The 25,776-nt window shown below is 56.5% G+C and carries 23 protein-coding genes, 1 pseudogene and 1 other annotated feature; of the genes and pseudogenes, 4 read left to right on the top strand and 20 right to left on the bottom strand.

Annotated elements, in window-relative coordinates:
- Window positions 1-34 precede the first annotated feature (34 nt).
- Entirely contained in the window at window positions 35-961 is a 927-nt protein-coding gene (gene dsdC, locus ACB496_RS00120) for a DNA-binding transcriptional regulator DsdC (protein ID WP_371973888.1), read from the bottom strand.
- Between the two features lie 214 nt (window positions 962-1,175).
- On the opposite strand from dsdC, the gene dsdX reads away from it, so the two are divergent.
- Both dsdX and dsdA read left to right on the top strand, forming a co-directional pair.
- Window positions 1,176-2,513: a D-serine transporter DsdX gene (gene dsdX / locus ACB496_RS00115; RefSeq protein ID WP_312069749.1), complete on the top strand. Its 1,338-nt coding sequence runs from the start codon at window positions 1,176-1,178 to the stop codon at window positions 2,511-2,513.
- Between the two features lie 17 nt (window positions 2,514-2,530).
- Window positions 2,531-3,832, top strand: coding sequence for a D-serine ammonia-lyase (gene dsdA / locus ACB496_RS00110; protein WP_371973885.1), 1,302 nt, complete (start codon window positions 2,531-2,533; stop codon window positions 3,830-3,832).
- Here dsdA and ACB496_RS00105 read toward each other — a convergent pair.
- The 5 genes from ACB496_RS00105 to ACB496_RS00085 form a co-directional block, all read right to left on the bottom strand.
- The gene (locus ACB496_RS00105) at window positions 3,818-4,279 is read right to left on the bottom strand and encodes a regulator (protein WP_129035795.1); all 462 of its coding nucleotides are present in this window, start codon (window positions 4,277-4,279) and stop codon (window positions 3,818-3,820) included. The two genes, dsdA and ACB496_RS00105, sit on opposite strands and share 15 nt — an antisense overlap.
- Entirely contained in the window at window positions 4,280-4,636 is a 357-nt protein-coding gene (locus ACB496_RS00100; protein WP_100778262.1) for a DUF202 domain-containing protein, read from the bottom strand.
- A complete protein-coding gene (locus ACB496_RS00095) occupies window positions 4,626-4,973 on the bottom strand; it encodes a YidH family protein (protein WP_100778263.1) in 348 nt (115 codons plus the stop codon). Before ACB496_RS00095 ends, ACB496_RS00100 begins: the two co-directional genes overlap by 11 nt.
- Before the next feature lie 77 nt (window positions 4,974-5,050).
- Entirely contained in the window at window positions 5,051-6,373 is a 1,323-nt protein-coding gene (locus ACB496_RS00090) for a 6-phospho-alpha-glucosidase (protein ID WP_100778264.1), read from the bottom strand.
- Entirely contained in the window at window positions 6,370-7,986 is a 1,617-nt protein-coding gene (locus tag ACB496_RS00085) for an alpha-glucoside-specific PTS transporter subunit IIBC (protein WP_371973882.1), read from the bottom strand. Before ACB496_RS00085 ends, ACB496_RS00090 begins: the two co-directional genes overlap by 4 nt.
- 221 nt (window positions 7,987-8,207) lie before the next feature.
- Here ACB496_RS00085 and ACB496_RS00080 point away from each other — a divergent pair, with 221 nt between their 5' ends.
- The gene (locus tag ACB496_RS00080; RefSeq protein ID WP_102105112.1) at window positions 8,208-8,954 is read left to right on the top strand and encodes a GntR family transcriptional regulator; all 747 of its coding nucleotides are present in this window, start codon (window positions 8,208-8,210) and stop codon (window positions 8,952-8,954) included.
- Here ACB496_RS00080 and ACB496_RS00075 read toward each other — a convergent pair.
- The 3 genes from ACB496_RS00075 to ibpA all read right to left on the bottom strand — a co-directional run bounded on the left by ACB496_RS00075 (window position 8,922) and on the right by ibpA (window position 11,748).
- Window positions 8,922-10,583 (bottom strand): putative transporter, encoded by a 1,662-nt coding sequence (locus ACB496_RS00075; RefSeq protein WP_102105113.1) that lies wholly within the window; start codon window positions 10,581-10,583, stop codon window positions 8,922-8,924. The genes ACB496_RS00080 and ACB496_RS00075 overlap by 33 nt on opposite strands.
- Before the next feature lie 191 nt (window positions 10,584-10,774).
- The gene (ibpB, locus tag ACB496_RS00070; protein ID WP_100778267.1) at window positions 10,775-11,203 is read right to left on the bottom strand and encodes a small heat shock chaperone IbpB; all 429 of its coding nucleotides are present in this window, start codon (window positions 11,201-11,203) and stop codon (window positions 10,775-10,777) included.
- A gap of 134 nt (window positions 11,204-11,337) precedes the next feature.
- Window positions 11,338-11,748, bottom strand: a complete 411-nt coding sequence (gene ibpA, locus ACB496_RS00065; RefSeq protein ID WP_100778268.1) for a small heat shock chaperone IbpA — start codon at window positions 11,746-11,748, stop codon at window positions 11,338-11,340.
- Window positions 11,742-11,814: a sequence feature (ROSE (Repression Of Heat Shock gene Expression) occurs in the 5'-region of heat shock genes and acts as an RNA thermometer to modulate expression.), on the bottom strand. It overlaps the preceding gene by 7 nt.
- Window positions 11,815-12,060: 246 nt before the next feature.
- Here ibpA and ACB496_RS00060 point away from each other — a divergent pair.
- Window positions 12,061-12,393, top strand: coding sequence for a YceK/YidQ family lipoprotein (locus ACB496_RS00060; protein ID WP_100778269.1), 333 nt, complete (start codon window positions 12,061-12,063; stop codon window positions 12,391-12,393).
- Here ACB496_RS00060 and ACB496_RS00055 read toward each other — a convergent pair whose 3' ends face one another.
- From ACB496_RS00055 to dnaA, 11 genes and pseudogenes are all read right to left on the bottom strand, one after another.
- Window positions 12,394-13,620 (bottom strand): DUF3748 domain-containing protein, encoded by a 1,227-nt coding sequence (locus ACB496_RS00055; protein WP_371973879.1) that lies wholly within the window; start codon window positions 13,618-13,620, stop codon window positions 12,394-12,396. It lies immediately after the preceding gene.
- Between the two features lie 51 nt (window positions 13,621-13,671).
- Window positions 13,672-15,007, bottom strand: a pseudogene (locus ACB496_RS00050) (MFS transporter).
- 86 nt (window positions 15,008-15,093) lie between these two features.
- Window positions 15,094-16,242: a galactonate dehydratase gene (gene dgoD, locus ACB496_RS00045; protein ID WP_102105116.1), complete on the bottom strand. Its 1,149-nt coding sequence runs from the start codon at window positions 16,240-16,242 to the stop codon at window positions 15,094-15,096.
- Window positions 16,239-16,856: a 2-dehydro-3-deoxy-6-phosphogalactonate aldolase gene (locus ACB496_RS00040; protein WP_100778273.1), complete on the bottom strand. Its 618-nt coding sequence runs from the start codon at window positions 16,854-16,856 to the stop codon at window positions 16,239-16,241. The genes dgoD and ACB496_RS00040 overlap by 4 nt, the downstream gene beginning before the upstream one ends.
- On the bottom strand, window positions 16,840-17,718 hold the full coding sequence (locus ACB496_RS00035) for a 2-dehydro-3-deoxygalactonokinase (RefSeq protein ID WP_312069741.1): 879 nt from the start codon (window positions 17,716-17,718) through the stop codon (window positions 16,840-16,842). The genes ACB496_RS00040 and ACB496_RS00035 overlap by 17 nt, the downstream gene beginning before the upstream one ends.
- A complete protein-coding gene (gene dgoR, locus ACB496_RS00030; RefSeq protein WP_371973876.1) occupies window positions 17,715-18,404 on the bottom strand; it encodes a D-galactonate utilization transcriptional regulator DgoR in 690 nt (229 codons plus the stop codon). The genes ACB496_RS00035 and dgoR overlap by 4 nt, the downstream gene beginning before the upstream one ends.
- Window positions 18,405-18,627: 223 nt before the next feature.
- The gene (gene yidA / locus ACB496_RS00025) at window positions 18,628-19,440 is read right to left on the bottom strand and encodes a sugar-phosphatase (RefSeq protein ID WP_100778276.1); all 813 of its coding nucleotides are present in this window, start codon (window positions 19,438-19,440) and stop codon (window positions 18,628-18,630) included.
- A 172-nt stretch (window positions 19,441-19,612) separates the two neighbouring features.
- Complete coding sequence (gene gyrB / locus ACB496_RS00020; RefSeq protein ID WP_100778277.1) at window positions 19,613-22,027, bottom strand: DNA topoisomerase (ATP-hydrolyzing) subunit B; 2,415 nt, start codon at window positions 22,025-22,027, stop codon at window positions 19,613-19,615.
- A gap of 28 nt (window positions 22,028-22,055) precedes the next feature.
- Window positions 22,056-23,129: a DNA replication/repair protein RecF gene (gene recF, locus ACB496_RS00015; protein ID WP_107702579.1), complete on the bottom strand. Its 1,074-nt coding sequence runs from the start codon at window positions 23,127-23,129 to the stop codon at window positions 22,056-22,058.
- Between the two features lie 147 nt (window positions 23,130-23,276).
- Window positions 23,277-24,377, bottom strand: coding sequence for a DNA polymerase III subunit beta (dnaN, locus tag ACB496_RS00010; protein ID WP_100778279.1), 1,101 nt, complete (start codon window positions 24,375-24,377; stop codon window positions 23,277-23,279).
- Between the two features lie 4 nt (window positions 24,378-24,381).
- Window positions 24,382-25,776 carry a chromosomal replication initiator protein DnaA gene (gene dnaA / locus ACB496_RS00005; protein WP_371973873.1) on the bottom strand — a complete coding sequence of 465 codons (1,395 nt, stop codon included), beginning with the start codon at window positions 25,774-25,776 and terminating at the stop codon, window positions 24,382-24,384.

Here is a 25,776-nt window from a genome sequence, read left to right as displayed (position 1 = left end):
GCGGTTTGGTGTAGAGGCTACGCGTAATAATTCTTCAACCCACCTGACTTTTCAGCCAGTCGATAAAGGCATCAATTTTCGGCCACTGCCTGCCCGAAAGGGTCGATATGTAGTAGTGCTGATGGCATTTCAGGGCTTTCTCGCCGAAGGGCGCAATCAGCTCCCCGCGATCCAGCCGCTTTTGCACCAGCCGCTGACGCCCCATAGCGACACCCACGTGGTTCATCGCGGCGATAACAGCTAAATCGGAACGATCGAAGCCAATGCCCGACGATGGCGGCAAATTCACTACAAAGTGCTGCGCCCAGCTAAACCACTCATCGGTTCCCGAGTCGTTACTCCACGCCTGTCTGTCATGCAGCAGCGTGCAATGGCGCAGATTGTCTGGGTTTTTAATTAACTCATGTTCGCGCGCGTATTCCGGCGTGCAGACCGGCAGGATCGCCTCGTTCATCAGAAAATGATGGGAAAGCTGAGTGGGTGGCGTATCGTCGAAGTAGAGCGCCAGATCGATACCCGTTCGCTGCATGTTCGGGTAATCATTGCCTGTCAATATGGTCAGGGAGATCGACGGATAGCGGCGGGAAAAATCCCCGAGCATCGGCACCAGCCAGCACTGGGCGATGCTGGGGCGCGAATAGACGGTCAGGGTGCCGGAAAGCGCCTGATTCTTGATGTCGAGGATCTCCTGGTTCAGGGTATCCAGCGACGATTTGAGGGTCCAGAAAACCCGTTTCCCCTCCTGCGTCAGCTCCACTTTGCGGTGCGAACGGACGAACAGCTGAATCCCCAGCTCCTCTTCCAGCAGGTTAATGCGATGGCTGACGGCGCTCGGGCTGAGCGACAGCTCTTCCGCCGCCAGCGCGAAGGACTCATGCCGGGCCGCCACTTCAAACGTGTACATTTTTGACAGTTGCCAGCCGTTCAGCAGGCGATTGCCGACCTCATTCGCATCGTTCATGGCGGTTTTTTATCCCCTCAGCCTCGTATTTCTGCCCTCAGAATATCCGTTATGAATGAATTAATGTGAAGCAACGACGAATAAAGTGCGCTTTTTAGAGCAATGTCACTCACTTGATCCAATCTGCCTCACCTGAACGGCAATTTATATCGTTTGTCAGCCGGTGCCGTTTTTTCGTCCAATAGCCGCAGATAACTTAAGGGTGGGGTGAGATATGGGATCTCAGATGTGGGTTGTGGCGACGCTGCTGGCAAGCATCGTGTTGATTGTATTAACCATCGTAAAACTGAAGTTTCACCCGTTTCTGGCGCTGCTGCTGGCGAGCTTCTTCGTTGGCGCAATGATGGGCATGAGCCCGCTGGATATGGTCAATGCCATCGAGAGCGGCATCGGCGGCACGCTGGGATTCCTGGCGGCGGTGATTGGCCTCGGCACCATTCTCGGCAAGATGATGGAAGTTTCTGGCGCGGCGGAACGCATCGGGCTGACGCTCCAGCGCTGCCGCTGGCTCTCCGCCGATGTGATTATGGTCCTGGTCGGGCTGATCTGCGGTATCACGCTGTTCGTTGAAGTGGGCGTGGTGTTGCTGATCCCGCTGGCGTTCTCAATCGCCAAAAAGACGCAGACTTCGCTGCTGAAACTGGCAATCCCTCTGTGTACGGCGCTGATGGCGGTTCACTGCGTGGTGCCTCCCCATCCGGCGGCGCTGTTTGTCACCAACAAACTGGGCGCGGATGTGGGAACGGTGATTGTATACGGTCTGCTGGTCGGGCTGATGGCCTCTCTGGTGGGCGGCCCGCTGTTCTTGAAAATCCTCGGCGATCGCCTGCCGTTTAAGCCGGTTCCGGCGGAGTTTTCTGACCTCAAAGTGCGAGAGGAACATACGCTGCCTACCCTGAGCGCCACGTTGTTCACGGTGCTGTTACCGATTGGCCTGATGCTGGTAAAAACCATCGCCGAGCTTAACATGGAGCACACCGGCTCGCTCTACACGCTGCTGGAATTTATCGGCAACCCGATCACCGCCATGTTTATCGCCGTGTTTGTGGCCTATTACCTGCTCGGCATTCGTCAGCATATCGGGATGAGCGCGCTGCTCAAGCACACGGAAACGGGCTTTGGTTCGATTGCCAACATCCTGTTGATTATCGGGGCGGGCGGGGCGTTTAACGCGATCCTCAAAACCAGCGGCCTGGCCGATACGCTGGCGCTGATTTTATCGAACATGCATATGCACCCGATTCTGCTGGCCTGGCTGGTGGCATTAATTCTCCATGCGGCCGTCGGGTCTGCCACGGTTGCGATGATGGGGGCCACGGCGATTGTCGCGCCGATGCTGCCGCTCTATCCCAACGTCAGCCCGGAGATCATCGCCATTGCCATCGGTTCTGGCGCCATTGGCTGCACGATCGTCACGGATTCTCTCTTCTGGCTGGTGAAGCAATACTGCGGCGCGACCCTGAACGAGACCTTTAAATACTATACAACGGCGACATTTATCGCCTCGGTACTTGCACTTGGCTGCACGTTCCTGCTTTCTTTCATTATCTAAGCGCGAAGAGACGTACTATGGAAAACGCAAACATCACCACCTTAATCGCCCAATATCCTCTGGTAGAGGATCTGATGGCGCTGAAAGAGACCACCTGGTTTAACCCGCGCACCACCACGCTTGCCGAAGGGCTGCCGTATGTCGGGCTGACGCAGGCGGATGTGAAGGATGCCCACGCCCGACTGGCCCGCTTTGCACCTTATCTGGCGAAAGCGTTCCCGGAAACCGCGGCCAAAAACGGCATTATCGAATCAGACGTGGTGGCCATTCCCGCCATGCAGCAGCGCCTGGCGAAGGAGTTTGCCACGCCGATCAACGGAAATTTACTGCTGAAAAAAGACAGCCATTTACCGATTTCCGGCTCTATAAAAGCGCGCGGCGGGATTTATGAAGTGCTGACCCACGCCGAAAAACTGGCGCTGGAAGCGGGGCTGCTGACGCTGACAGACGATTACAGCATCCTGCTGGAACCACGCTTTAAAGCGTTTTTCAGCCAGTACAGCATTGCCGTTGGCTCAACGGGTAATCTGGGGATGTCGATTGGCATCATGAGCGCCCGCGTTGGCTTTAAGGTGACGGTGCATATGTCTGCCGACGCCCGCGAGTGGAAAAAGGCCAAACTGCGCAGCCACGGCGTTGAAGTGGTGGAGTACGAACAGGATTACGGCGTGGCCGTGGAGCAGGGGCGAAAGGCTGCCGAGAGCGATCCCAACTGCTTCTTTATCGACGACGAAAACTCTCGCACCCTGTTTTTGGGTTATGCCGTGGCGGGTGAGCGTCTGAAAGCTCAGTTTGCTGAACAGGGGCAAGTGGTGGATGCGGATCATCCCCTGTATGTCTATCTGCCGTGCGGCGTGGGCGGTGGCCCTGGCGGCGTCGCGTTTGGCCTTAAGCTGGCCTTTGGCGACCATGTTCACTGCTTCTTCGCCGAGCCAACCCATTCGCCGTGCATGTTGCTGGGTGTTTATACCGGTTTGCACGATGAAATTGCGGTGCAGGATTTGGGGATCGACAACCTAACGGCCGCAGACGGTCTGGCGGTGGGACGCGCGTCCGGGTTTGTCGGCCGCGCAATGGAGCGTCTGCTGGACGGGTTCTACACCCTGTCCGATCAGAGCATGTACGACATGCTGGGCTGGCTGGCGCAGGAAGAGGGCATTCGTCTGGAGCCATCGGCGCTGGCGGGTATGGCCGGGCCGGTGCGTGTCCCTTCTTCAGCCAATGCGACCCACCTCGTCTGGGCAACGGGCGGCGGGATGGTGCCGGAAGCGGAGATGGCAAAATATCTGGCGAAGGGCCGTCCGTCACGTCTGCCGTAACAGCGTCATCAGCTCTTGCGTCGAGCGGTTGTGCTTTTTCAAATCGCGCATCACTTTCATAAAGGGTGCGCTGTAGTCATAGAACGCCAGATAGCCCTGACACAGCACGTCGTCATTTGCCGACGTGCATAACCGCCGTCCTGCGCACGTCTGGCATTTCAGCAGCCCTTTCTTCTGGCACAGCGCGGTGCCGCACCAGCCGTCCAGTGTGTCGTCGAACAGGCGCACCGAGATCTCCCCGATATCCTGCCGGACCCACATCGCAAAAATCTGCGTTAAGAACTCGCCCCACACCTCCGGCGTTACGGGCTTTTCACCCGCCGTCTGTGGCAAAAAATGGACGTTTTTGTTACCGCTGAGGCGTAACGCTTGATAAACCTTCCCGGGCTCGCGCGCGTTGCAGTTATCGACTACAACCACGCGGGTACTTCCGTGGCATCCTGTCATTCACGACCCTAGAAAAATCAGTATTTGCTGTAAGTGTGTTACAGCAAACAGTAATGCGAGGGAGAGTACTGCGAGAGAGATCAAGAATTTGTCACGCACTGCTTTGGGCTGCACGAAATCGTTGTGATTCACGTCCATCAGGTTGCGGCTGCGGGTGTAGCGCCAGAGAAGAGCCGCTACCAGCGCCAGCACCACAATCGAGACCCAGAACGGCAGACCGGTGCGGTGCCAGTTGTGTTTAATCGCCAGTGCGATCAGCGCGCCGTAGCCCAGCAGCGTGCGCAGCCAGGCCAGCGATGTGCGCTCGGGCTGCAGGCCGGGATCGGCTTCCCTTCGCGCTTTGCGGCTATCCGCCATAGAACACCAGCACCATGACCGCTGCGGCGACGGCCAGCAATATCACGCTGATCGCCAGCAGGCCGCGCGTGTAGGGCATATCCTGTTTCAGGCGCATCGCCTTTTCATTGCGCAGCCAGCGCAGATAACCGTAGATCGCCAGCACACCGGCGAACAGACACAGCAGCAGCGCCAGCACTTCACGAATCAGCGGCGTGGCGAAATCCGGCGCGAGCTGGTCCAGCCCGACGCCTGCGGCGAGAAACCCCAGCGCGGTGCGGATCCATGCGAGAAATGTGCGCTCATTGGCGAGGGAAAACCGATAGTCAGGCGCTTCGCCCAGCTGGGAAATTTTCATGAAGGCTCCTTGTCGTACCGCAAGCAGGCTTCAGCATAGCGTAAATTGACCGGCATCTGGGATGCCGGTCGGCGGGATTAGTGCAATTCTGGCCAGTAATCTTTGTTGGCCTCAATCAGATCATCGAGGATGGCTTTGGCAACCGAAGCGCTTGGCACCGTTTTAGACAGGGTAATTGCCTGCCAGAGTTTGGTGTAGGAGCGCTCTTCCCAGGCGTCGACCACCAGTTTTTCCACTGCCACCTGCTGGCCCATCAGCCCCTTCTGGAAGTGCGGAATATCGCCCACGGTCAGCGGCTCAGGGCCGTTTTTGCCGACCAGACAAGGGATTTCGACCATCGCATCGGCGTCGAAGTTATGAATCGCCCCGTTGTTCGGCACAATCAGCAGCATCCGCTCCTGAGTGTTGAACGCGATAGCCGTTGCGAGATCGACGATGTACGACGCATGTTCATCGATTTCCAGCTCACCGGCAGAAGATTTCCCCGCTTCGATGATGGCGCGGCAGGAGCTGAAAACATGCTTCTCGCGGTGATCCATCACTTCGTTCGCGCGGGTGCGCTCCGGGTTTGAGTGCGCCACCACGTAATCCGGGAAGAGGTAATATTTCAGGTAGGTGTTCGGCATGGTGTCCGGATCGAGCGCCTGCACGTCTTTTGCTTTCGCGAACGTGTCATTCCAGCTGGCTTCCGTATGGGCATCGTCAGACGGAGGCACATAGCCGTTTTTCGCCACGTATTCGCGCAGTTTCGGCATCAGATCGTTACCGTTCAGATCTTCAATCGACGTCCACCAGCCGAAATGGTTCAGGCCGTAGTAGCGCACGCGCATCTCTTTGCGGTCTTTCAGACCGACGATCTGCGCCATTCGCCCTTCAATGCCAATCGGCATATCGCAGATGTTGAGGATTTTGGCGTGAGGTCGCAGACGACGAGTGGCTTCAGCAACGATCGCCGCCGGGTTGGAGTAGTTGAGCATCCACGCATTCGGGGAGTATTGCTCCATATAATCCACCAGCTCCAGCACGCCGCCAATGGAGCGCATACCGTAGGAGATCCCGCCCGGACCGCAGGTTTCCTGGCCCAGCACGCCGTGGCGTAACGGGATTTTCTCATCCTTCTCACGCATCGGGTATTTGCCGACACGGATATGCGCCATCACAAAGTCCACGTCGGTAAACGCGGCTTTAGGGTCGGTGGTGTAGCTGAATTCGATATCCGGTGCCTGCTCCTGCAGGATAATTTTGCACGCCTCGGCGATGGTCTCCTGACGTGCGCCGTCGTTGTCATAGAACTTGAGCGCACGCAGTGGGAAGCGGTCGCGATTCGCCAGCAACATCAGGACGATACCAGGAGTGAAGGTGCTGCCGCCGCCTGCGATAACAACTGAGAATTTTTTCATGATACAGCCTCTGTCATGGTGGATGATGGGTTTGTAGAAGAAGGGGTCATCAGGGATTCAAGCTGGTCGCGCACCTGTGGGACGTGCAGCCCAACAATCACCTGAATACCATTGCCGCGACGCACCACACCGTGGGCGCCAAGGGCTTTGAAAACGTCGTCACTTTGCGTTTTGCTCATATCAAACAGGGCGATACGCAGCCGGGTGGCGCAGTTGTTGATACTTTCGATATTGCCTGCGCCGCCCAGCGCCTGCAGATAGGCGGCCGCCTGGCCAGAGCTGGTGTTCGCCGCAACGGTAGTTTGCCCGCGCGCGGCCTGGTAATCCGCTTTGCTGTAGAGTTTGATTTCGCTCTCTTCACGGCCTGGGGTTTTAAGGTTGAAGCGTTCGATAAGCGTCTTAAAGACCAGGAAATAGAGGGCGGTGAAGCACAAGCCGATGCCAATCTGGGTGAACATCATGGAGGCATGATTGTGGAACATCGGTATCCAGTTCTGCGGGAGGAACTGGTCTAGCAGCCCGCCGCCCATGTTGCCGACCACACCAAAGATATACATCATGGTCGCCATGGTCGCGGCGAGGACCGCGTGAACGGCAAACAGCAGTGGCGAGATAAACAGGAAGGTAAACTCCAGCGGTTCGGTGATCCCCACCAGCATCGCGGTCAGCGTCGCCGGGATCAGCAGCCCCGCCACTTTGACGCGATTTTCCGGCGAGGCGGTGTACCAGAGCGCCAGCGCAATCCCAACGGAGCCAAACACTTTCGAGTTACCGTGCAGCGCAAAGCCGCCTTCGGGGAACAGGGTTTTCAGCGGCAACGTGCTCTGGCTGAACGCCTGCAAATGCTGCGCCCAGTACACCTGAATACCGCCCTCGACCGCCGCCGGGCCGAAAATAAATGGACCGTAGACGAAGTGGTGCAGGCCTGTTGGGATCAAAATGCGTTCCAGGAAGGTATAAACCCACACGCCCAGCGCCCCGGCTGAGCGTAAAAACGCCTGCAACGACTCAATGCCCATCTGCACTTTTGGCCAGCCGAGCAGCGTCAGCCAGGCGCACGGAATCATCACGAAGAAGGCGATGATCACCACAAACGAGGTGCCCTGGAAGATGCCTAAAAATACCGGCAGCTGTTTATCGAAATAGCGGTTGTGGATGGCGGTCACCAGCCCGGAAATCACAATCGCGCCGATAATGCTGGTATCGAGGGTTTTGATCCCGGCAATCATCGCCAGCCCGCTTCCCGCGGTAGGCTCGGCCATAAAGTTCACGCCAAAGAACTGACCCCAGGTCATGCCCATTGCGTTGATAAAGTAGTTCCAGGTCAGGAAGCTAATCAGCACCGCCAGACACGCCCGGCCCTGCGCCTGTTTGGCGAGGCCGATCGGTAAACCGACGGCGAAAATCAGCGGCATATTACGAAAGACCGCCCAGCCGCCCTCTTCAATGATGTGGACGATTTGGGCAAATAAATGATCGGGTGCCGTTAAGGCCTCGCCCACAAAAAGCGGATTGCGCAGCATGATGGCAATTCCGACCACCATGCCTGCGAAAGGGAACAACAGCACCGGGGTAAACATGGCGCCGCCAAAACGTTGTATTTGACTGAGCATCTTTAAATCCTCATGTAACAACCTGTAGGGGGTTTGGCCTTATTGGTTTTGTGCTGGCCTGAAATGAGAATAAAAATTTACTCTGCGGCTCACACCGCGCACCGCTGCGTTCCGTGATCGCATTCATGGTTTTAATTTGCCCACTCAGGTCTACTTTCAGTTCAAAATATGGACATGTTAAGACGCGATGCACGACTGAATACGCGCAGAGAGGTCTACAGGTGATCTACAAATCCATTGCCGACAGATTACGTCTGCGGCTCAATTCGTCGGATTACAATGTCGGCAGCCCGCTGCCCGGCGAAAAAGCGCTGGCGCAGGAGTTTGGCGTGGCGCGGATGACCATTCGCAAGGCCATCGATTTGCTGGTCGGCTGGGGGCTGGTGGTGCGCCGTCACGGCAGCGGCACCTTTGTCGCGCGCAAGGATGTTCACCATGAAACCACCAATCTGACCGGGCTGGTGGAGGTCTTGCGCCAGCAGGGTAAAGAGGTGCAGAGCAAGGTATTGCAGTTTGAAGTGATGCCCGCCCCGCCCGCCATCGCCAGCCAGCTGCGTATTCAGATTGACGAGCGGATCTACTTTTCGCGTCGGGTGCGTTACGTGGAAGGAAAACCGCTGATGCTGGAAGACAGCTTTATGCCCGTGAAGCTGTTCCGCAACCTGTCGCTGGCGCACCTTGAAGGGTCGAAGTTTGATTACATCGAGAAGGAGTGCGGGATTACCATCAGCGGGAACTACGAGAGCCTGACGCCGGTGCTGGCTGACCGGCAGCTGGCGAATCTGATGAACTTACCGGAACAGACGCCGCTGCTGCGCATTACGTCCTTGTCCTACAGCGACAGCGGCGAGTTCCTGAATTACTCCGTGATGTTCCGCAATACCAGCGATTACCAGGTGGACTACCATCTGCGGCGCATCCACCCGGACGCGTTGTTAGCCTATCCCCCAGAACAGCACGGCCAGTAGCTGCGGCGTGATGATACGCAGGAACATCACCAGCGGATAAACGGTGGCGTAGGAGAGTGCCGCCGCGCCGCTAGTGGCGTGCAGATTGTTGGCGAAGGCCAGCGCCGGAGGATCGGTCATGGAGCCGGCCAGCATGCCGCACAGGGTCAGGTAGTTCATCTTCGCGAAGATTCGCGCCAGAATCCCGACCGTCAGCAGCGGAACCGCCGTGATGATAATACCGTAGCCAATCCAGCTTATCCCCTCGCCCTGCGTCAGAGTGTGGATAAAGTCGCCGCCAGATTTCAGCCCCACTACCGAGAGGAACAGCACAATGCCCAGCTCGCGCAGGGCCAGGTTGGCGCTTGGCGGCATGAACCAGTACAGCTTCCCGATACAGCCGATACGCCCCAAAATCAGCGCCATGATCAGCGGCCCGCCCGCCAGACCGAGCTTGAGCGCTACCGGGAATCCGGGCACGTAAAGGGGAATTGAGCCAAGCAGCACCCCCAGCCCGATACCGATAAACACCGGCAGCATCTGCACCTGCTGCAATTTTTGCTGCGCATTGCCGACCATATCGGCGACGGCGTCGATGGATGACGGGCGCCCAACCAGATTGAGGATATCGCCAAACTGCAGGCTGGCATCCGGGCTGGCGACCAATTCAACGCCCGCACGATTCAGGCGTGAGATCACGACGTCGTAGCGCTCTTTTACCTGCAGATCGCGGATTTTTTTGCCCAATACCTGCTCGTTGGTGACCACAACGCGTTCCACGCGCATGTCGGTGCCCCGCGTCGAGAGGGAGGTGTCTACCTCCTGGCCGATCACCAGTTGCGCGCTGTGCAGATCGCCGGGCTGGCCGACCAGGTGCAATAAGTCCCCGAGCTGAATCACAGTGCCGGGAGATGGGACCATCAGCATTTCGTCCCGCTTCAGGCGCGAGCAGATGATATTGACGCTGTTCAGAATCGGCACATCCTGAATCGCCATGTGGTTCAGATTGGGGTTTTCGACGCGAATGTTGATGGTTTTGATCAGCATGTGGCCGTTGGTGATCGTGGATTCATGCTTTTTGGCTTCGTCGTCCACGTTGATACGAAACAGCACGCGCACCAGCCACATGGTCAGCAGAATGCCGCAAATGCCAAACGGGTAAGCCATCGCATAGCTCATCCCCATCTGATCCACTACGCCGGGCGCAATGCCCAGATCGCGCAGAATTTGCTGTCCGGCCCCCAGCGCAGGAGTATTGGTGACCGCGCCGGAGAAAATCCCCAGCACCACCGGGAGCGGAATATCAAAGATTTTATGCAGAATGGCGGTGACGAGGCCGCCCATGACGACAATGCCGAGAGCAAAGAGATTCAGCCGCAGCCCGGAGACGCGCAGCGAGGCGAAAAACCCAGGCCCGACCTGAATGCCGATGGTGTAGACGAAGAGGATCAGGCCGAATTCCTGAATGAAGTGCAGCATTTCAGCACTGAGGGTTAACCCAAGCTGATCGGCGAAATGGCCGACAAAAATACCGCCGAAAAGCACTCCGCCAATGCCAAATCCGACACCGCGGATTTTGATATTGCCAATCCACAGCCCAACCACTGCAACCAGGGCCAACACGCTAACCGTTAACGCGATATCACTCATGACCTTTTCCCTGCGCATATCCTTAGTGATTAAGGGGATTCTCGCAGAGGTTATGGGGTTTGTATGGGCGATGGCGCACAAAAAAGCCCCGCGAAAGCGGGGCTTAGTCGTTTGCTTTGCCCGCAGACACTGCCCTTGAGCAGGCCTGCGGGTTTTGTTGGCCGGGAAAGCGCAGCGCCTCCCGACACAAATTAGCTGTTCAGCGCCGGACGTTCGCTGATGGCGATTTTCTGCGGTGCCAGTGCTTCCGGCACGTTGCGCGTCAAATCAATGTGCAACAGCCCGTTGGTAAAGGTCGCACCGGAGACTTCCATATGGTCGGCCAGGGTAAAGCTCAGGCTAAACGGCTGAGTCACCAGGCCCTGATGCAGCCACTGGGTCTCAGTTTGTGGTTTTTCCGGCGTCCCTTTCACCGTCAGGCGCGCGCCTTCGAGCTGGATATCGAGATCCTCCTGACGGAATCCGGCCAGCGCCAGCGTGATGCGGTAGTGGTTGTCATCGCTTTTTTCGATGTTATACGGCGGAAAACTCTGTTGTTCAGCCGTGCTTTGCAGGGCGTTAGCCAGTTTGTCAAAACCAATCCACTGACGCAGCAGGGGGGATAAATCGTAGTTACGCATGGTTAATCTCCTTCTGAGAAGCGAGTTAAGCACTGTTTTTAGTGCGCAGTTGTTCCTGCAAATCCGCATGGATTCGCACAGGCTCCCGTTTCGGCAAGCCACTCTGGATGGGCCGCGCGAGCGACCCGCTTAAATTAGTTGATCTCGATACGGCGCGGTTTTTTCTCTTCCGGAATCACACGTTCCAGATCGATAAACAGCAGACCGTTCACCAGGTTTGCACCGTAAACGTGGATGTTTTCGGCGAGCTGGAATTTGCGTTCAAAGTTGCGCTCAGCAATGCCCTGGTAGAGATAGGTACGTTCTTTCTGCTCTGCCGTGTGTGCGCCTTTCACCACCAGCAGGTTGTCCTGCGCGGTGATTTCCAGTTCGCTCTCAGCGAAACCGGCGACAGCAATGGCAATGCGGTAGTGGTTTTCGTCAACCAGCTCAACGTTGTATGGAGGGTAACCGTTACCCTGGCTTTGGTTATTTTCTAAATGGTTGAACAGGCGATCAAAACCAATAGCAGAACGGTACAGCGGGGAAAAATCGAAATTACGCATAAATCAACGCTCCTGAAATCAGCGAGTAATGTTTGCCTTCCACCATGGACAGGCCGTTGTGCCACCAAACACCCATCAGGCGTGTTCGTTCTTCGGCTACACAGATAAAGTGAGTCTGATTCCGATCATTTCAAGAGGTTAAATGCGAGATTTTTTTGCACTTTGCTGGGTCTCGCATAGACTGGGACTACAGCACAAAGAGTGAAATTGCGATGGCTGCCACAGAGCGGCGCTTTCCAGCTATTCTTTTCGCACATGGCTCGCTATAACTCGATATTGCGGTTATGTCTCGCCATTAACATTGATTAACAGATGATGAATAATGTTCTGATAAAGCTGACAACATGCAGCGTAGTGGTATTACTTTGCGGGTGTTCGAGCGTGATGTCTCACACCGGCGGTAAAGAAGGAACATATCCGGGCACGCGCGCGAGCGCGAATATGATTTCGGATGATGAGACGAACTGGGGCACCAAATCCCTGGCGATTCTGGATCTGCCGTTTACAGCGGTGCTGGATACGCTGTTAGTCCCGTGGGATCTGTTCCGCACCGATAGCTCGGTGCGTTCACGCGTTGAAAAAAGCGAAAAGCAGAATATGGCCACCAACAGCGTTATCCCGCCCGCTGAGATGACAGCGCCCTGATTACTTCCCGGTTTCCGTGACCCAAAGCTGACGGAAACCGGCCGTCTCTTCCATCCACGCCACATAGCGGCCATCCGGCGAGAACACCACCGCATCACCCGAGGGCGGATTGCCGTGATCGGACGTCAAAAACGTCACTTCACCGCTTCGCGCATCGCAGCAGGCAATGCGGTTGTCCAGCACAAACCCAAGTGCTTCCCCCGACGGATGCCAGTTAAACGCCGACTGAATATCGCGGGTGTTATGCGTCAGCTGGCGCGGCTCACTGCCCTCTGGCGCGATAAGCCACAGCTGCACAATGCCGCGCTCATCGCGCATCAAAAACGCGATTTCATCGCCCTGCGGATGGCTGCGCACCCAGTGGCGCGGCACGTTGACCAGCCCCGGATAGCGGTTTTCATGGGTGAACGTTAAACGCCGCTGCACCACGCCAGCAGGCGGCGCGGGCAGGGTCTGCTTCGTCCCTTCCAGCGGTTCGTCGCCCGCCCGTTTCCAGCCTGCCTCATCGTCTGGAAGATCGACGATAAATAGCTCCGGCACTTTTTGACCGCGTTCAGAGAGTGTGTCGCCGATAAAGGCCAGCTGATGGTTGCCCACCCAGCCCTCTTCATAGGCGCGGTTGATCTCATCGCTGCCGGGCCGTGGCGTAGGCGTCGTGCGGCTGATCAGTACGCTCCAGAACATTCCGGCATATTCGCGCGGATGATTGCCCTGCGGCGTCACCGGGCCGAACGGCGCAGCGACCCCGACATTGCGCAGATCCAGCGTCACGTCGCGTTCGTGCATCACATGGTCGTTATAGGTAAAACTGACCCGTTGCCCGTTGGGGCTAAAGACGTGAACGTGGCTCCCGCCGCGCAGCGCGCCGGGGGTATAGGGCGCAGTGATGTCCATGGCATCGAGATTACTGACTTCGCCGTTGCGGGCGATCACGCCGCGACGATGGTGAAAATCGTAGTGCCAGCCCGCATCCGGGTTTTCCGGGCCGTGAATAAAGACGTATTGTTCCTCAAGAGGATGAACGGTCACCACGCCCACGTGCGCGCCATTTTTAGCGCAGTAGATCACCTCGGTTTCGCCCGTGTTCACGTTGACTCGCTCGATCGTCTCGCCCGTAAAGGACGCGCCGGACGGTCGCACGTCAAACGCCAGCCATTGGCTGTCAGGCGTCCAGGTATTGGTATTCGTGAGTTGATGATGACGGGGAGCGAAGGTGATTTGTTTCATGGAGAGACCCTGATGCGCGGTTATCGCATCAGGGTAAAGCATCGCGAAGATTTAGCCTACTCGTTTAACATCGCCGACCAGCAGGATGTAGGAGAGCGCGCCAATCAGGGTGATAACGGAGATGTAGGTCAGAGCAGGTGCAAAGCCGTGCGCCTGCGCCAGATAGCCAATGACCAGCGGAACGGTGATACCGCCTAACCCGCCGGCAAAGTTAAACACGCCTCCGGTGAGGCCAATCAGACGCATCGGTGCCAGCGAGGAGACCAGCGACCAGGTGATGGACGCAAAACCGTTGCCGAAGAACGCCACCGCCATCAGCACGGTGATCCACACCGGGTCATTGGTGTAGTTCGCGCCCATAATGCAGGTGGAGAGCAGCAGGCCGAAGATGATGGGCAGCTTGCGCGAGAATCCAATCGAGAAGCCTTTGCGCACTAACATATCGGCGATCCAGCCCGACAACAGCACCCCCACGAACGCTGCGAGGAACGGAACCGTGGTCATGAAACCGGCTTTCAGCGCGGTGATGCCTTTTTCCTGGGTCAGGTAGTTCGGGAACCAGGTCAGGAAGAACCACAAGGTAGACGCAATCGCGAACTGCCCGAGATAAACGCCCACCAGCTTGCGGTGAAAAACCAGTTTCCAGTCACTTTTGGTCAGGCGGGTGCGCCCCTTGCTTTCAATCTGCGCATCGCCATCCACCAGACCGCCGCCCTGCTCGATGTAATTCAGTTCAGCTGTGGTGATGCCTTTGGTTTTACGCGGTGACTGATAGACCTTAAACCAGACAAACGACCAGATAATCCCGACGCCGCCAGTAATGATGAACACCCAGTGCCAGCTCAGCGACTCCTGAATCCAGATCAGCAGCGGCGTGAGGAACGCCAGGCCTACAAACTGTCCGGAGGTGTAGAACCCCACCGCCGAGGCACGTTCATGCTCCGGGAACCAGCTGGTCACCATGCGGTTGTTGGTCGGGAAAGCGGGCGCTTCGAAGATCCCGGTGATGGCACGCAGGCCAATCAGCGACAACAGTCCGGTGGCAAAGCCCTGGAACAGGGTGGCAACGGACCAGCCAAAAATCGCGATGCAGTAAGTGGTGCGAGAGCCTAAGCGGTCCAGCACACGTCCACCTGGGATCTGGCACAGGGTATACATCCAGGCAAACGCCGAGAAGATGTAGCCCATCTCGGTTTTCGAAATGCCAAACTCTTCCTGAATATGCGCGGACGCCACGGCCAGGTTGGCGCGGTCAACGTAGCAAATCACCACGGTAATAAAAATCATCAGCAGCGTCAGGTAACGACGACGGCCTGTTTTTGCGGTAGTCACAGAAATATCCATTAATCTGTCTCCAGATTTTGGGCATAGCGATACACGTCACCATGCCCTGTAAGTTACAGAGGGTTATGTTTTTGTGGGTAAGAATTTTTGCCCGGGAATATGGCGCTGACCGGGCTTACGAAATGGTGATCACCACTCCGCTACGCTACCATCCGAATATCGCCACAGCGGGTTACGCCAGTCGGAGGCGTTTTTACTCAGCTCAATCACTTTGGCTTCGTCAATGTCCACGCCCAGACCCGGTTTGGTTAACGGTTTGAAGAACCCGCCTTCCATGTTGAAGTCTTCTTTGTTTTTCACAAAATCGAGCAGCTCAGCACCTTTGTTGTAATGGATGCCCATGCTCTGCTCCTGGAATACCGCGTTACGCGAGACGAAGTCCACGTGCAGACAGGCGGCCAGGGCAATCGGTCCCAGCGGGCAGTGCGGCGCCAGCGCCACGTCGTAAGCTTCGGCCATACCAGCGATTTTGTAGCATTCGGTGATACCCCCGGCGTGGGACAGATCCGGCTGCAGAATCGCCAGGCCGCCCGCTTCCAGCACACGTTTGAATTCGAATCGCGAGAACATACGTTCGCCCGCCGCGATGGGAATATGGGTCTGCGCCGCCAGCTTCGGATAGTACTCGGCCTGCTCCGCCAGTACCGGCTCTTCGATAAACAGCGGGCGGTACGGCTCCAGCTCTTTGATCAGCACTTTCGCCATCGGCGCGCTGACGCGACCGTGGAAATCGAGGCCAAACTCAATCTCATTGCCAAAGGCTTCGCGGATTTGCGCCACCGTATTCACGGCGTTATCCACCGCGCGGGAGCTGTCAATGACGCCCATCTCTTCGCAGCCGTTAAGCTTGAAGGTATCAAAGCCAATTTTGCGCAGCGTTTTGATGCCGTCGATCACCTCTGCCGGACGGTCACCGCCGACCCAGCTGTAGGCTTTAATTTTGTCGCGCACCAGACCGCCCATCAGCTGCCAGACCGGAGCGTTCAGCACTTTGCCTTTGATATCCCACAGCGCCTGATCGATACCGGCGATGGCGCTCATCAGGATCGGACCGCCGCGATAAAATCCACCGCGATACATTACTTGCCACAGATCGTTAATACGCGCCGGGTCCTGACCGATCAGGAACTCTTTCAGCTCATGCACCGCCGCTTCGACGGTACGCGCGCGACCTTCAATTACCGGCTCACCCCAGCCGACGACGCCTTCGTCGGTTTCGATTTTTAGAAACATCCAGCGCGGGGGTAAACGGTACGTGGTGATGTTGGTAATTTTCATTTCACTGCCTCTCGATACGCCTTAACAAACGCGGCTGCCTGCGCTGCGGTACGCTCAACGGACTGCCCGGCGCGATAGAGATCGCTGCCAAGCCCTGCCCCTGCACAACCAGCATTCAGCCACTGCGTCAGGTTTTCCGGCGTCACGCCCCCCACGGCAAAGACCGGAACATCAGCCGGAAGTACCGCTTTCAGCGCTTTGATGTAATCCGGGCCGAAGGCCGACGACGGGAAAATTTTCAGCGCCTGCGCGCCCGCATCCAGCGCGGTAAAGGCTTCGGTGGCAGTCGCACAGCCAGGGCAGACGGTCATGCCGTAACCTACCGCGCGGCGGATGACCTCGGGCTGAATGTTGGGCGTGACGATAAGCTTGCAGCCCATACTGGCGAGTTGCTCGACCTGCTCGGGTTTTAAGACCGTACCCGCGCCAATTAGCGCTCTGTCGCCAAACGCGTCCACCACTGCCGGGATGCTCTTTTCCCACTGCGGTGAATTGAGCGGGATTTCCACTGCGTCAAATCCGGCGTCGATGACTGCGCCCACGTGTGCGAGCGCGTCGTCCGGCGTAATGCCGCGCAAAATCGCGATGAGAGGGAGATTAGTTTGCCACTGCATGAGCGATGCTCCTTATACCTGCCTGGAATGCCACGTCGCCTTCAAGCGTTGAAACTTCGCGACCACAGGCGCGAAACGCCTGCTGGTAACGAGCGGTTAACGATGAACCCGCGACAAGGGTGATGTCCTGCTGCCCGGCGAACTGCTCGCCCAGGGTGGCGACTTCTGCGCCAATCAGCAGACCGGAGAGAAATTCGCTGACCTGTTCACGCGGGAGAGTCCCTAGCACGTGTGAAGCGCGAACTTCAAAAAGTTGTGGCAGAACGGCAGGCGAAGCGAGACCGCGTGCAAGCCCGGCAGCAAAAGCCTCAGGAGAGGGTTGCTGTTCCGGCAGGCCCGCGCCCACCAGCGAATGACGCAGCAGCACGTGATGCAATTCGCCGGTCAGTACGGTCCGAAAATCGTGGATCTGCTCCGCGTCGGCATGCACCCATTTGCAGTGCGTGCCGGGCATAACATAGACAGAAGAAGGAGAAAGGGTGCGCGCGCCGAGCAGCTGTGTCTCTTCGCCACGCATCACGTTATGGTTATCGTCACGGGAAACGCAAAGTCCGGGAATAATCCAGATATTGTCGCCAACGGACGTTAACGTCTCACCAATGGCAGAGAAATGGGCAGGAACAGGCAAGTACGGCGCGACTTTCCAGCCCACGTTGCTGCCTACCATCCCTGCCATGACCACCGGTGTCGCGCCTTCGCGCCAGTTTTCAGTGACTTCTGCTAACACCGCCCGAGGGGATTTACCGTTCAGGCGCGTGACGCCTGATTCTGATTGCCTGTTATCCAGGCATTTATCGCCTTCATAAAGCCAGGCGCGCAGATTGGTCGATCCCCAGTCAATAGCGATGTAGCGAGATGTCATGTGATTTCCTTTAACCTTCGTGTCGAGCTGGCGATCATGGCGAGCGCCGCTTGCTCTGCCGCATTGCTGTCCTGATGTCGTATCGCATCGAACAGCACTTTATGTTCCTGCAGGGTCTTGGGCATGTTGGCCTCATCCCCCATCCAGGTCCGTTCAAAAACTGCGCGCTGTAGCGAGCTGATCGCCACGCTAAGCTGCTGTAAAACCGGGTTATGCACTGATTCCAGCACCGCCTCGTGATAGCGGATATCCGCTTCGTTAAAGGCGTCCCTGTCCTGGTTGTTGGCGATCATGTCGTTGAGCGCCGCTTCGATCTGGGCCAGGTCCCCTGATGTCGCCCGCTCGGCTGCCCAGCGGGCAATTGCCGGCTCCACCAGGTTTCGTACCTCGCTCATCGCACCGATGAGCTGCGGGTCTTCGTCGTTTGCCAGCACCCACTGCAGAACGTCGGTGTCGAGGTAGTTCCACTGTTTACGCGGGGCGACAAAGGCGCCGCGATAACGCTTCATTTCGATCAGCCGTTTCGCCATTAGCGAGCGAAACACTTCGCGAATGATGTTGCGCGAGGTTTCAAACTCCTCGCACAGCTCGGCCTCGGCGGGCAGCGGCGAACCCGGTACGTACTTACCGCTGACAATCTGATTGCCCAGCGCGATGACGATGCGGTCGGTTTTGTTGAGAGTCATGGAGAATCCTTGTTTCTTTTGTCCATCACTACTTTACCGCGACCGATAAGTTTCACCTCACTTTTGCAGTACAAACGTGAGGTCGTTCGTCAATTCCATGGCCGTAATGTAGTACAATCATATTGTGTTGTACTACAATCTAGATCACAAAAAGAACAACCCATCGATCGACAGGCAAAAAAAAGCCCCGGTTAATCGCCGGGGCTGATGCGTTTGAGACGGTTTAGTTCAGCACGAACTTCTCGATCGCGTAGGCTACGCCATCTTCGAGGTTAGATTTGGTGACGAAGTTGGCCACTTCTTTCACCGACGGGATCGCGTTTTCCATTGCCACGCCCATACCCGCGTATTCAATCATCGCGATGTCATTTTCCTGATCGCCCAAGGTCATGATCTCTTCCGGCTTGATGCCCAGCGTATCGGCCAGCGATTTCACGCCGGTGCCTTTATTGACGCGTTTATCAAGGATTTCGAGGAAGTACGGCGCGCTTTTCAGCACGGTGTATTTCTCTTTCACTTCCGCCGGGATGCGGGCGATAGCCTGATCCAGAATCGCAGGCTCATCAATCATCATCACCTTCAGGAACTGCGTGGCCGGGTCCATATTTTCCGGCTCGCAGAACACCAGCGGAATGGTCGCCACGAAGGATTCATGTACGGTGTAGTAGCTGATGTCGCGGTTCGCGGTGTACAGCGTGTTGCGATCGAGCGCGTGGAAGTGAGAACCCACTTCGCGGGACAGTTTTTCCAGGTACAGGTAATCGTCATAGCTCAGCGCCGTTTGCGCGACCGTGCTGCCATCGCTGGCGTTCTGCACCAGCGCACCGTTGTAGGTGATGCAGTAATCGCCCGGTTGTTCCATGTGCAGCTCTTTCAGATAGCTGTGAACACCGGCATACGGACGCCCCGTGGTCAGCACCACGTTCACGCCTTTCGCACGAGCGGCGGCAATCGCATTTTTAACGGCAGGAGAGATAGTGTGGTCTGGCAGCAGCAGCGTGCCGTCCATATCGATTGCAATGAGTTTGATGGCCATGAGATCCCCGATTTAAATGAGTCTGTCCTCATGCTAACGCGATTCCGCACAGAAAACAGTAAAAGAGTCGTCGAGAAAGGGGATGGGATTTAAAGAGGAGATTCCTCTTTTGCAGGCAAAGAAAAGCCCGGTGAGGCTACGCCTACCGGGCTTAAAGAATCGACGGCCTGAATTAAATGTCGATATTCGCGGCTTTCAATGCGTTCTCTTCGATGAAGGCGCGGCGCGGTTCAACGGCGTCGCCCATCAGGGTAGTGAACAGCTGGTCAGCGGCGATCGCATCTTTCACGGTCACGCGCAGCATGCGGCGGCTTTCCGGGTCCATGGTGGTTTCCCACAGCTGATCCGGGTTCATTTCGCCCAGACCTTTATAACGCTGAATGGAGAGACCACGACGGGACTCTTTCACCAGCCACTCCAGCGCCTGCTCGAAGCTGGCAACCGGCTGACGGCGTTCGCCACGTTCGATAAACGCGTCTTCTTCGATCAGACCACGCAGTTTTTCGCCCAGCGTGCAGAGACGACGGTATTCGCCACCGGTCACAAACTCGTGATCCAGCGGATAGTCGGTGTCTACGCCGTGTGTACGTACGCGGATGATTGGCTCGAACAGGTGCTGTTCAGCGTTCTCGCGAACGTCAAACTGCCACATGCTGCCGTGCTGCTCGCTTTCGTTCAGCTCAGTCACCAGGGCGTTCACCCAGCGCGTCACTTTCTGCTCGTCGCTGAGATCGGCTTCAGCCAGCGTCGGCTGATAAACCAGCTCTTTCAGCAGCGTGCGCGGGAAGCGACGCTCCATACGACCAATCATTTTCTGCGTCGCATTGTACTCAGAGACCAGTTTCTCCAGTGGCTCACCCGCCAGCGCCGGAGCGTGGGCATTCGCATGAAGGGTAGCGCCATCCAGAGCGATAGAGATCTGATACTGATCCATCGCTTCGTCGTCTTTAATGTACTGTTCCTGCTTGCCTTTCTTCACTTTGTACAGCGGTGGCTGTGCAATGTAGATGTGGCCGCGTTCAACGATTTCTGGCATCTGACGGTAGAAGAAGGTCAGCAGCAGCGTACGGATGTGTGAACCATCGACGTCCGCATCGGTCATGATGATGATGCTGTGATAGCGCAGTTTGTCCGGGTTGTACTCGTCGCGACCGATGCCGCAGCCGAGGGCGGTGATCAGCGTCGCCACTTCCTGAGAGGAGAGCATTTTGTCAAAGCGCGCCTTCTCAACGTTCAGGATTTTACCTTTCAGCGGCAGAATCGCCTGGTTCTTACGGTTACGGCCCTGCTTCGCAGAACCGCCCGCGGAGTCCCCTTCCACCAGGTACAGTTCGGAGCGAGCCGGATCGCGTTCCTGGCAGTCCGCCAGTTTGCCCGGCAGACCGGCCAGATCCAGCGCACCTTTACGACGGGTCATTTCACGGGCTTTACGCGCCGCTTCACGGGCACGCGCCGCATCAATGATTTTGCCGACAACGATTTTCGCGTCAGACGGGTTTTCCAGCAGGTATTCGCTCAGCAGTTCGTTCATCTGCTGTTCAACCGCAGATTTCACCTCGGAAGAGACCAGTTTGTCTTTGGTCTGAGAGGAGAATTTCGGGTCTGGCACTTTCACGGAAACCACAGCAATCAGGCCTTCACGGGCATCGTCACCGGTGGCACTGACTTTCGCTTTTTTGCTGTAGCCTTCTTTATCCATGTAGGCGTTCAGGGTACGGGTCATGGCGGTACGGAAGCCGACCAGGTGCGTACCACCGTCGCGCTGTGGAATGTTGTTGGTGAAGCAATAGATGTTTTCCTGGAAACCATCGTTCCACTGCAGTGCCACTTCCACGCCGATGCCGTCTTTTTCGGTGGAGAAGTAGAAGATATTTGGGTGGATCGGCGTTTTGTTCTTGTTGAGGTACTCAACAAACGCCTTAATGCCGCCTTCGTAGTGGAAATGATCTTCTTTACCGTCGCGCTTGTCGCGCAGGCGGATGGACACGCCGGAGTTCAGGAACGACAGCTCGCGCAGACGTTTTGCCAGAATGTCGTATTCGAAGTCAGTCACATTAGAGAAGGTTTCGTGGCTCGGCCAGAAACGCACGGTGGTCCCGGTTTTTTCCGTTTCGCCAGTGACCGCCAGCGGTGCCTGTGGCACGCCGTGGGTATACACCTGGTGATGGATTTTACCTTCGCGGTAGATAACCAGTTCCAGCTTCTGCGACAGGGCGTTAACAACGGAAACGCCCACGCCGTGCAGGCCGCCGGACACTTTATAGGAGTTGTCATCGAATTTACCGCCTGCGTGCAGGACGGTCATGATCACTTCCGCAGCGGATACGCCCTCTTCCGGGTGAATGCCGGTCGGAATACCACGGCCATCATCCTGTACGGAAACGGAGTTATCGCCGTGGATGGTGACGATAATATCTTTACAGTGACCCGCGAGCGCTTCGTCGATAGCGTTATCCACAACCTCGAATACCATATGGTGCAGACCGGTGCCGTCATCGGTATCGCCGATATACATACCTGGGCGCTTACGCACCGCATCCAGTCCTTTCAGGACTTTGATACTGGAGGAGTCATAAGAATTCGACATCAACGTTTCTCGCTCATTTAATCTTGGGTTAATCCGTTATTTTACCCTTTTCCACGGTGAACATCTTCGAATTTTTGTCCGACATGTCCATAACGTGTTCAGCGCTAATGGCGCTGACGAAAACCTGCGACTGCGTGGCTTTTAAGCGGCTGGCAAGCAGCCCGCGCCGTGCATCGTCGAGTTCCGAGGCAAAATCATCAATTAGATACAGGCAACGTCGCCCACTCTCGCGAGTTAAAAACTCACCCTGCGCCAGGCGCAGTGCGCACATCAATAGCTTGAGTTGCCCGCGCGACAGCGTGTCTTCCACCGGCGCACCGTCGGCGCGAATGCGGAAATCCGCTTTGTGCGGGCCGTGTGCGGTGTAGGTCAGCATACGGTCACGCTCGAAGCCTTTCTCCAGCACCTCGGCATAATCCGTCTCTTTCTCCCAGCCACGCTGGAAGGAGAAGGTCAGAGAAAACTCGGGCAAAAACTGTTTACAGGTATCAGCCATATCTTCGGCGATACCTGCGCTGTATTCGGCACGCCAGCGGCTGATTTGTTCCGCAAGCGGAACCAATTCCATATCCCACGGGCGCAACTGGGCATAGCGGGTCACCTGACGCAGCGCGGCGTTGCGCTGCTTAAGCAGCCGTTTCAGGTTGCTCCAGGCAGTAAAGAAACCCGCTTCGTTGTGAAAGCATCCCCAGTCGAGGAAGGCTCTTCGGTATTTGGGGCCGCCATTGAGTAATGTAAACCCCTCTGGCGTAATCAGCTGCATGGGCATCAGCAGCGCCAGTTCAGCCACTTTGTGGCCGTCGGTGCCGTCGATACGCACTTTGCTGTCGCCCAGCTTGTCTTTCGTCAAGCCAATCGAGGTTTCACGCTCGCTGCCCTGAAGTCGTCCGTGCAGCACGAATGCGTCCTGCTCGTGACGAATAACGCGACCAATCTGCAGGCTGCGAAACGCACGACCGTGGCCAAGCGTGTAGATGGCTTCCAGCACGCTGGTTTTGCCGCTACCGTTCGCGCCAACCAGGAAATTAAAGCCGGGGGATAAAGCGAGATCCGCGCTTTCGATGTTGCGAAAATCTTTAATTAAAAGGCGCGTCAGTGACATATCTGATTTTCTTCGGGCCAGGGCGTAATCGGCGCAGCCAGTTTCAACGCGGACTGCGCGCAGACCCTGGAGCGTACACGAAGTACGTGACAGGGGCGAGCACAGCCCAGGTTGAAAATGGCAAGTAAGATAGCCCGATATTTTTCACTAAAGTCTCATTGGCATGACAACATAAGCCGCGCTTTGGCTGGCAGCATCTTCAATCTGTACGCTTGAAACCGAATCGGTCAGCAGAATGCGCACGTTTTCGCATTTGAGCGCATTGAGCACATCCAGCACGTAGCTGACGTTAAAGCCGATTTCCATTTCAGTACCGGCGTAGGTGACGTCCAGAATCTCTTCTGCCTCTTCCTGCTCCGGGTTGTTGGCGGTGATTTTGATCTGGTTTTCACTCACATACAGGCGCACGCCGCGGAATTTCTCGTTAGAGAGGATCGCCGCACGGGCAAAGGCCTGTTTGAGGATATCGCAGCCCGCTTCCAGCGTTTTGTCGGGATTTTTCGGCAATACGCGGCGATAATCCGGGAAACGACCATCAACCAGCTTCGACGTGAAGATAAAATCACCCACGTGAGCGCGAATATTATTGCTGCCGATCTGCACGCGCAGCGGAGTATCACCGCCGTCGAGCATACGCATCAGCTCAATCACGCCTTTACGCGGGACGATCACCGAATGGTTGGGCAGTGTCACGCCAATCGGCATGGAACAGACTGCCAGACGGTGGCCGTCTGTCGCCACGGTACGCAGTTCTTCACCTTCGGTTTCGAACAACATGCCGTTTAAGTAGTAGCGAACGTCCTGATGCGCCATCGAGAACTGGGTCGCTTCAATCAGACGTTTCATCGTCGCCTGCGGCAGGGTGAATTCGACTTCACTCTGCCAGTCGTCCAGATTCGGGAAGTCCGCGGCAGGCAGTGTAGAGAGCGAGAAACGGCTGCGGCCAGAGCGAACCAGAATACGGTCGCCTTCCAGCTGGACAGCAATTTCAGCGCCTTCCGGCAGCCCACGGCAGATATCAAAGAACTTACGCGCCGGAACAGTGGTGGCACCCGCATCATGCGGTTGAGAAAGTGTCACGCGCGCGACCATTTCCATTTCGAGGTCTGTGCCGGTCAGCGACAGCGTACCGTCAGCGACCTGAAGCAGCAGGTTTCCAAGAATAGGCAGCGTCGGGCGGCCACCTAATGGGCCACTCACCTGTTGCAGCGGTTTTAATAAATGTTCACGTTCAACGGTAAATTTCATAGCATCACGATGATAATGTTCTGATTAAATTGGAGAAATCTTCTTTTATGTCGTGGCTTTCTTCGCGTAACTGCTCGATCTTGCGACAAGCGTGCAGCACGGTCGTATGGTCACGGCCACCAAACGCATCGCCGATTTCCGGCAGACTGTGGTTGGTTAATTCCTTCGCCAGCGCCATCGCCATCTGACGCGGTCTCGCCACCGAGCGGGAACGACGTTTAGACAACAAATCTGCCACTTTGATTTTGTAGTACTCAGCCACGGTCTTCTGAATATTGTCGATAGTGACGAGTTTTTCCTGTAACGCCAGCAGATCGCGCAGCGCTTCACGCACAAAATCGATGGTAATCGCCCGGCCAGTAAAGTTGGCGTTGGCAATCACGCGGTTCAGTGCGCCTTCGAGTTCACGCACGTTTGAGCGCAGACGCTTCGCAATAAAGAACGCCACTTCACCCGGCAGGCGAATGTCGTTTTCATCGGCTTTTTTCATCAGGATCGCGACGCGGGTTTCCAGCTCCGGTGGCTCGATCGCCACGGTCAGGCCCCAGCCGAAGCGGGATTTCAGACGATCCTCAACTCCATTGATCTCTTTCGGGTAACGATCCGAGGTCAAAATGATCTGTTGGTTACCTTCCAGCAGGGCATTGAAAGTGTGGAAAAACTCTTCCTGGGATCGTTCTTTATTCGCAAAGAACTGGATGTCATCGATCAGCAGCGCATCAACAGAACGGTAGTAGCGTTTAAACTCTTCGATCGCGTTGTTTTGCAGGGCTTTTACCATGTCCTGAACGAAGCGCTCGGAGTGCATATACACCACTTTCGCATTGGGCTTACGCGCCACAATGCCGTTGCCCACCGCGTGTAACAGGTGAGTTTTACCGAGACCCGTGCCGCCATACAGGAACAGCGGGTTGTAGGCGCCGCCTGGGTTGTCCGCAACCTGACGAGCCGCCGCACGGGCCAGCTGGTTCGATTTACCCTCAACGAAGTTATCGAAGGTGTGCTTCACGTTAACGTTGGAGCGGTAGGTCGGTTCAGCCGGAGCCGGAACGTTGTCCCAGCCAGAACGCGCGGGCTGAATAATGCGCGGTGTCGGGACGTGAATCTGGGCCGGAGCCGCCACGTTTACCGTCTCTCTGACGGTTTGCGTGACCGGTTTAGTACCGACTTCAAAACGCAGCTGCGGGGCATCAGTGCCGCAGAAATCATTGAGCAATCCATTGATATTATTTAGGTATTTATCCCTTACCCAATCGAGCACGAAACGGTTTGGCGCATACAAAGCCAGCGTGTTATCGCTCAGTTCCACCTGCAACGGGCGGATCCACATACTGAATTCTGTGGCTGGTAACTCATCCTGCAATCGGGCAAGACACTGCTGCCAAAGCGAAAGTGACAC

The sequence above is a fragment of the Lelliottia nimipressuralis genome (assembly GCF_041464075.1).
Taxonomy (GTDB): domain Bacteria; phylum Pseudomonadota; class Gammaproteobacteria; order Enterobacterales; family Enterobacteriaceae; genus Enterobacter; species Enterobacter nimipressuralis.
The sequence above is the reverse complement of the archived record's forward strand: the minus strand, read 5'-3'. Positions and strand labels throughout refer to the sequence as shown.

What these genes read in the sequence shown, in the direction of transcription:
- ACB496_RS00090 (WP_100778264.1), bottom strand. Translation starts at nt 6,373, where the DNA reads ATGAAAAAATTCTCAGTTGTTATCGCAGGCGGCGGCAGCACCTTCACT.
- dsdX (WP_312069749.1), top strand. Translation starts at nt 1,176, where the DNA reads ATGGGATCTCAGATGTGGGTTGTGGCGACGCTGCTGGCAAGCATCGTG.
- recF (WP_107702579.1), bottom strand. Translation starts at nt 23,129, where the DNA reads ATGTCACTGACGCGCCTTTTAATTAAAGATTTTCGCAACATCGAAAGC.
- ACB496_RS00075 (WP_102105113.1), bottom strand. Translation starts at nt 10,583, where the DNA reads ATGAGTGATATCGCGTTAACGGTTAGCGTGTTGGCCCTGGTTGCAGTG.
- ACB496_RS00035 (WP_312069741.1), bottom strand. Translation starts at nt 17,718, where the DNA reads ATGACATCTCGCTACATCGCTATTGACTGGGGATCGACCAATCTGCGC.
- dnaN (WP_100778279.1), bottom strand. Translation starts at nt 24,377, where the DNA reads ATGAAATTTACCGTTGAACGTGAACATTTATTAAAACCGCTGCAACAG.
- ibpB (WP_100778267.1), bottom strand. Translation starts at nt 11,203, where the DNA reads ATGCGTAACTACGATTTATCCCCCCTGCTGCGTCAGTGGATTGGTTTT.
- dsdC (WP_371973888.1), bottom strand. Translation starts at nt 961, where the DNA reads ATGAACGATGCGAATGAGGTCGGCAATCGCCTGCTGAACGGCTGGCAA.
- ACB496_RS00105 (WP_129035795.1), bottom strand. Translation starts at nt 4,279, where the DNA reads ATGACAGGATGCCACGGAAGTACCCGCGTGGTTGTAGTCGATAACTGC.
- ACB496_RS00100 (WP_100778262.1), bottom strand. Translation starts at nt 4,636, where the DNA reads ATGGCGGATAGCCGCAAAGCGCGAAGGGAAGCCGATCCCGGCCTGCAG.
- ACB496_RS00060 (WP_100778269.1), top strand. Translation starts at nt 12,061, where the DNA reads ATGATGAATAATGTTCTGATAAAGCTGACAACATGCAGCGTAGTGGTA.
- ACB496_RS00085 (WP_371973882.1), bottom strand. Translation starts at nt 7,986, where the DNA reads ATGCTCAGTCAAATACAACGTTTTGGCGGCGCCATGTTTACCCCGGTG.
- ibpA (WP_100778268.1), bottom strand. Translation starts at nt 11,748, where the DNA reads ATGCGTAATTTCGATTTTTCCCCGCTGTACCGTTCTGCTATTGGTTTT.
- ACB496_RS00095 (WP_100778263.1), bottom strand. Translation starts at nt 4,973, where the DNA reads ATGAAAATTTCCCAGCTGGGCGAAGCGCCTGACTATCGGTTTTCCCTC.
- ACB496_RS00055 (WP_371973879.1), bottom strand. Translation starts at nt 13,620, where the DNA reads ATGAAACAAATCACCTTCGCTCCCCGTCATCATCAACTCACGAATACC.
- dgoD (WP_102105116.1), bottom strand. Translation starts at nt 16,242, where the DNA reads ATGAAAATTACCAACATCACCACGTACCGTTTACCCCCGCGCTGGATG.
- gyrB (WP_100778277.1), bottom strand. Translation starts at nt 22,027, where the DNA reads ATGTCGAATTCTTATGACTCCTCCAGTATCAAAGTCCTGAAAGGACTG.
- dgoR (WP_371973876.1), bottom strand. Translation starts at nt 18,404, where the DNA reads ATGACTCTCAACAAAACCGACCGCATCGTCATCGCGCTGGGCAATCAG.
- ACB496_RS00040 (WP_100778273.1), bottom strand. Translation starts at nt 16,856, where the DNA reads ATGCAGTGGCAAACTAATCTCCCTCTCATCGCGATTTTGCGCGGCATT.
- yidA (WP_100778276.1), bottom strand. Translation starts at nt 19,440, where the DNA reads ATGGCCATCAAACTCATTGCAATCGATATGGACGGCACGCTGCTGCTG.
- dsdA (WP_371973885.1), top strand. Translation starts at nt 2,531, where the DNA reads ATGGAAAACGCAAACATCACCACCTTAATCGCCCAATATCCTCTGGTA.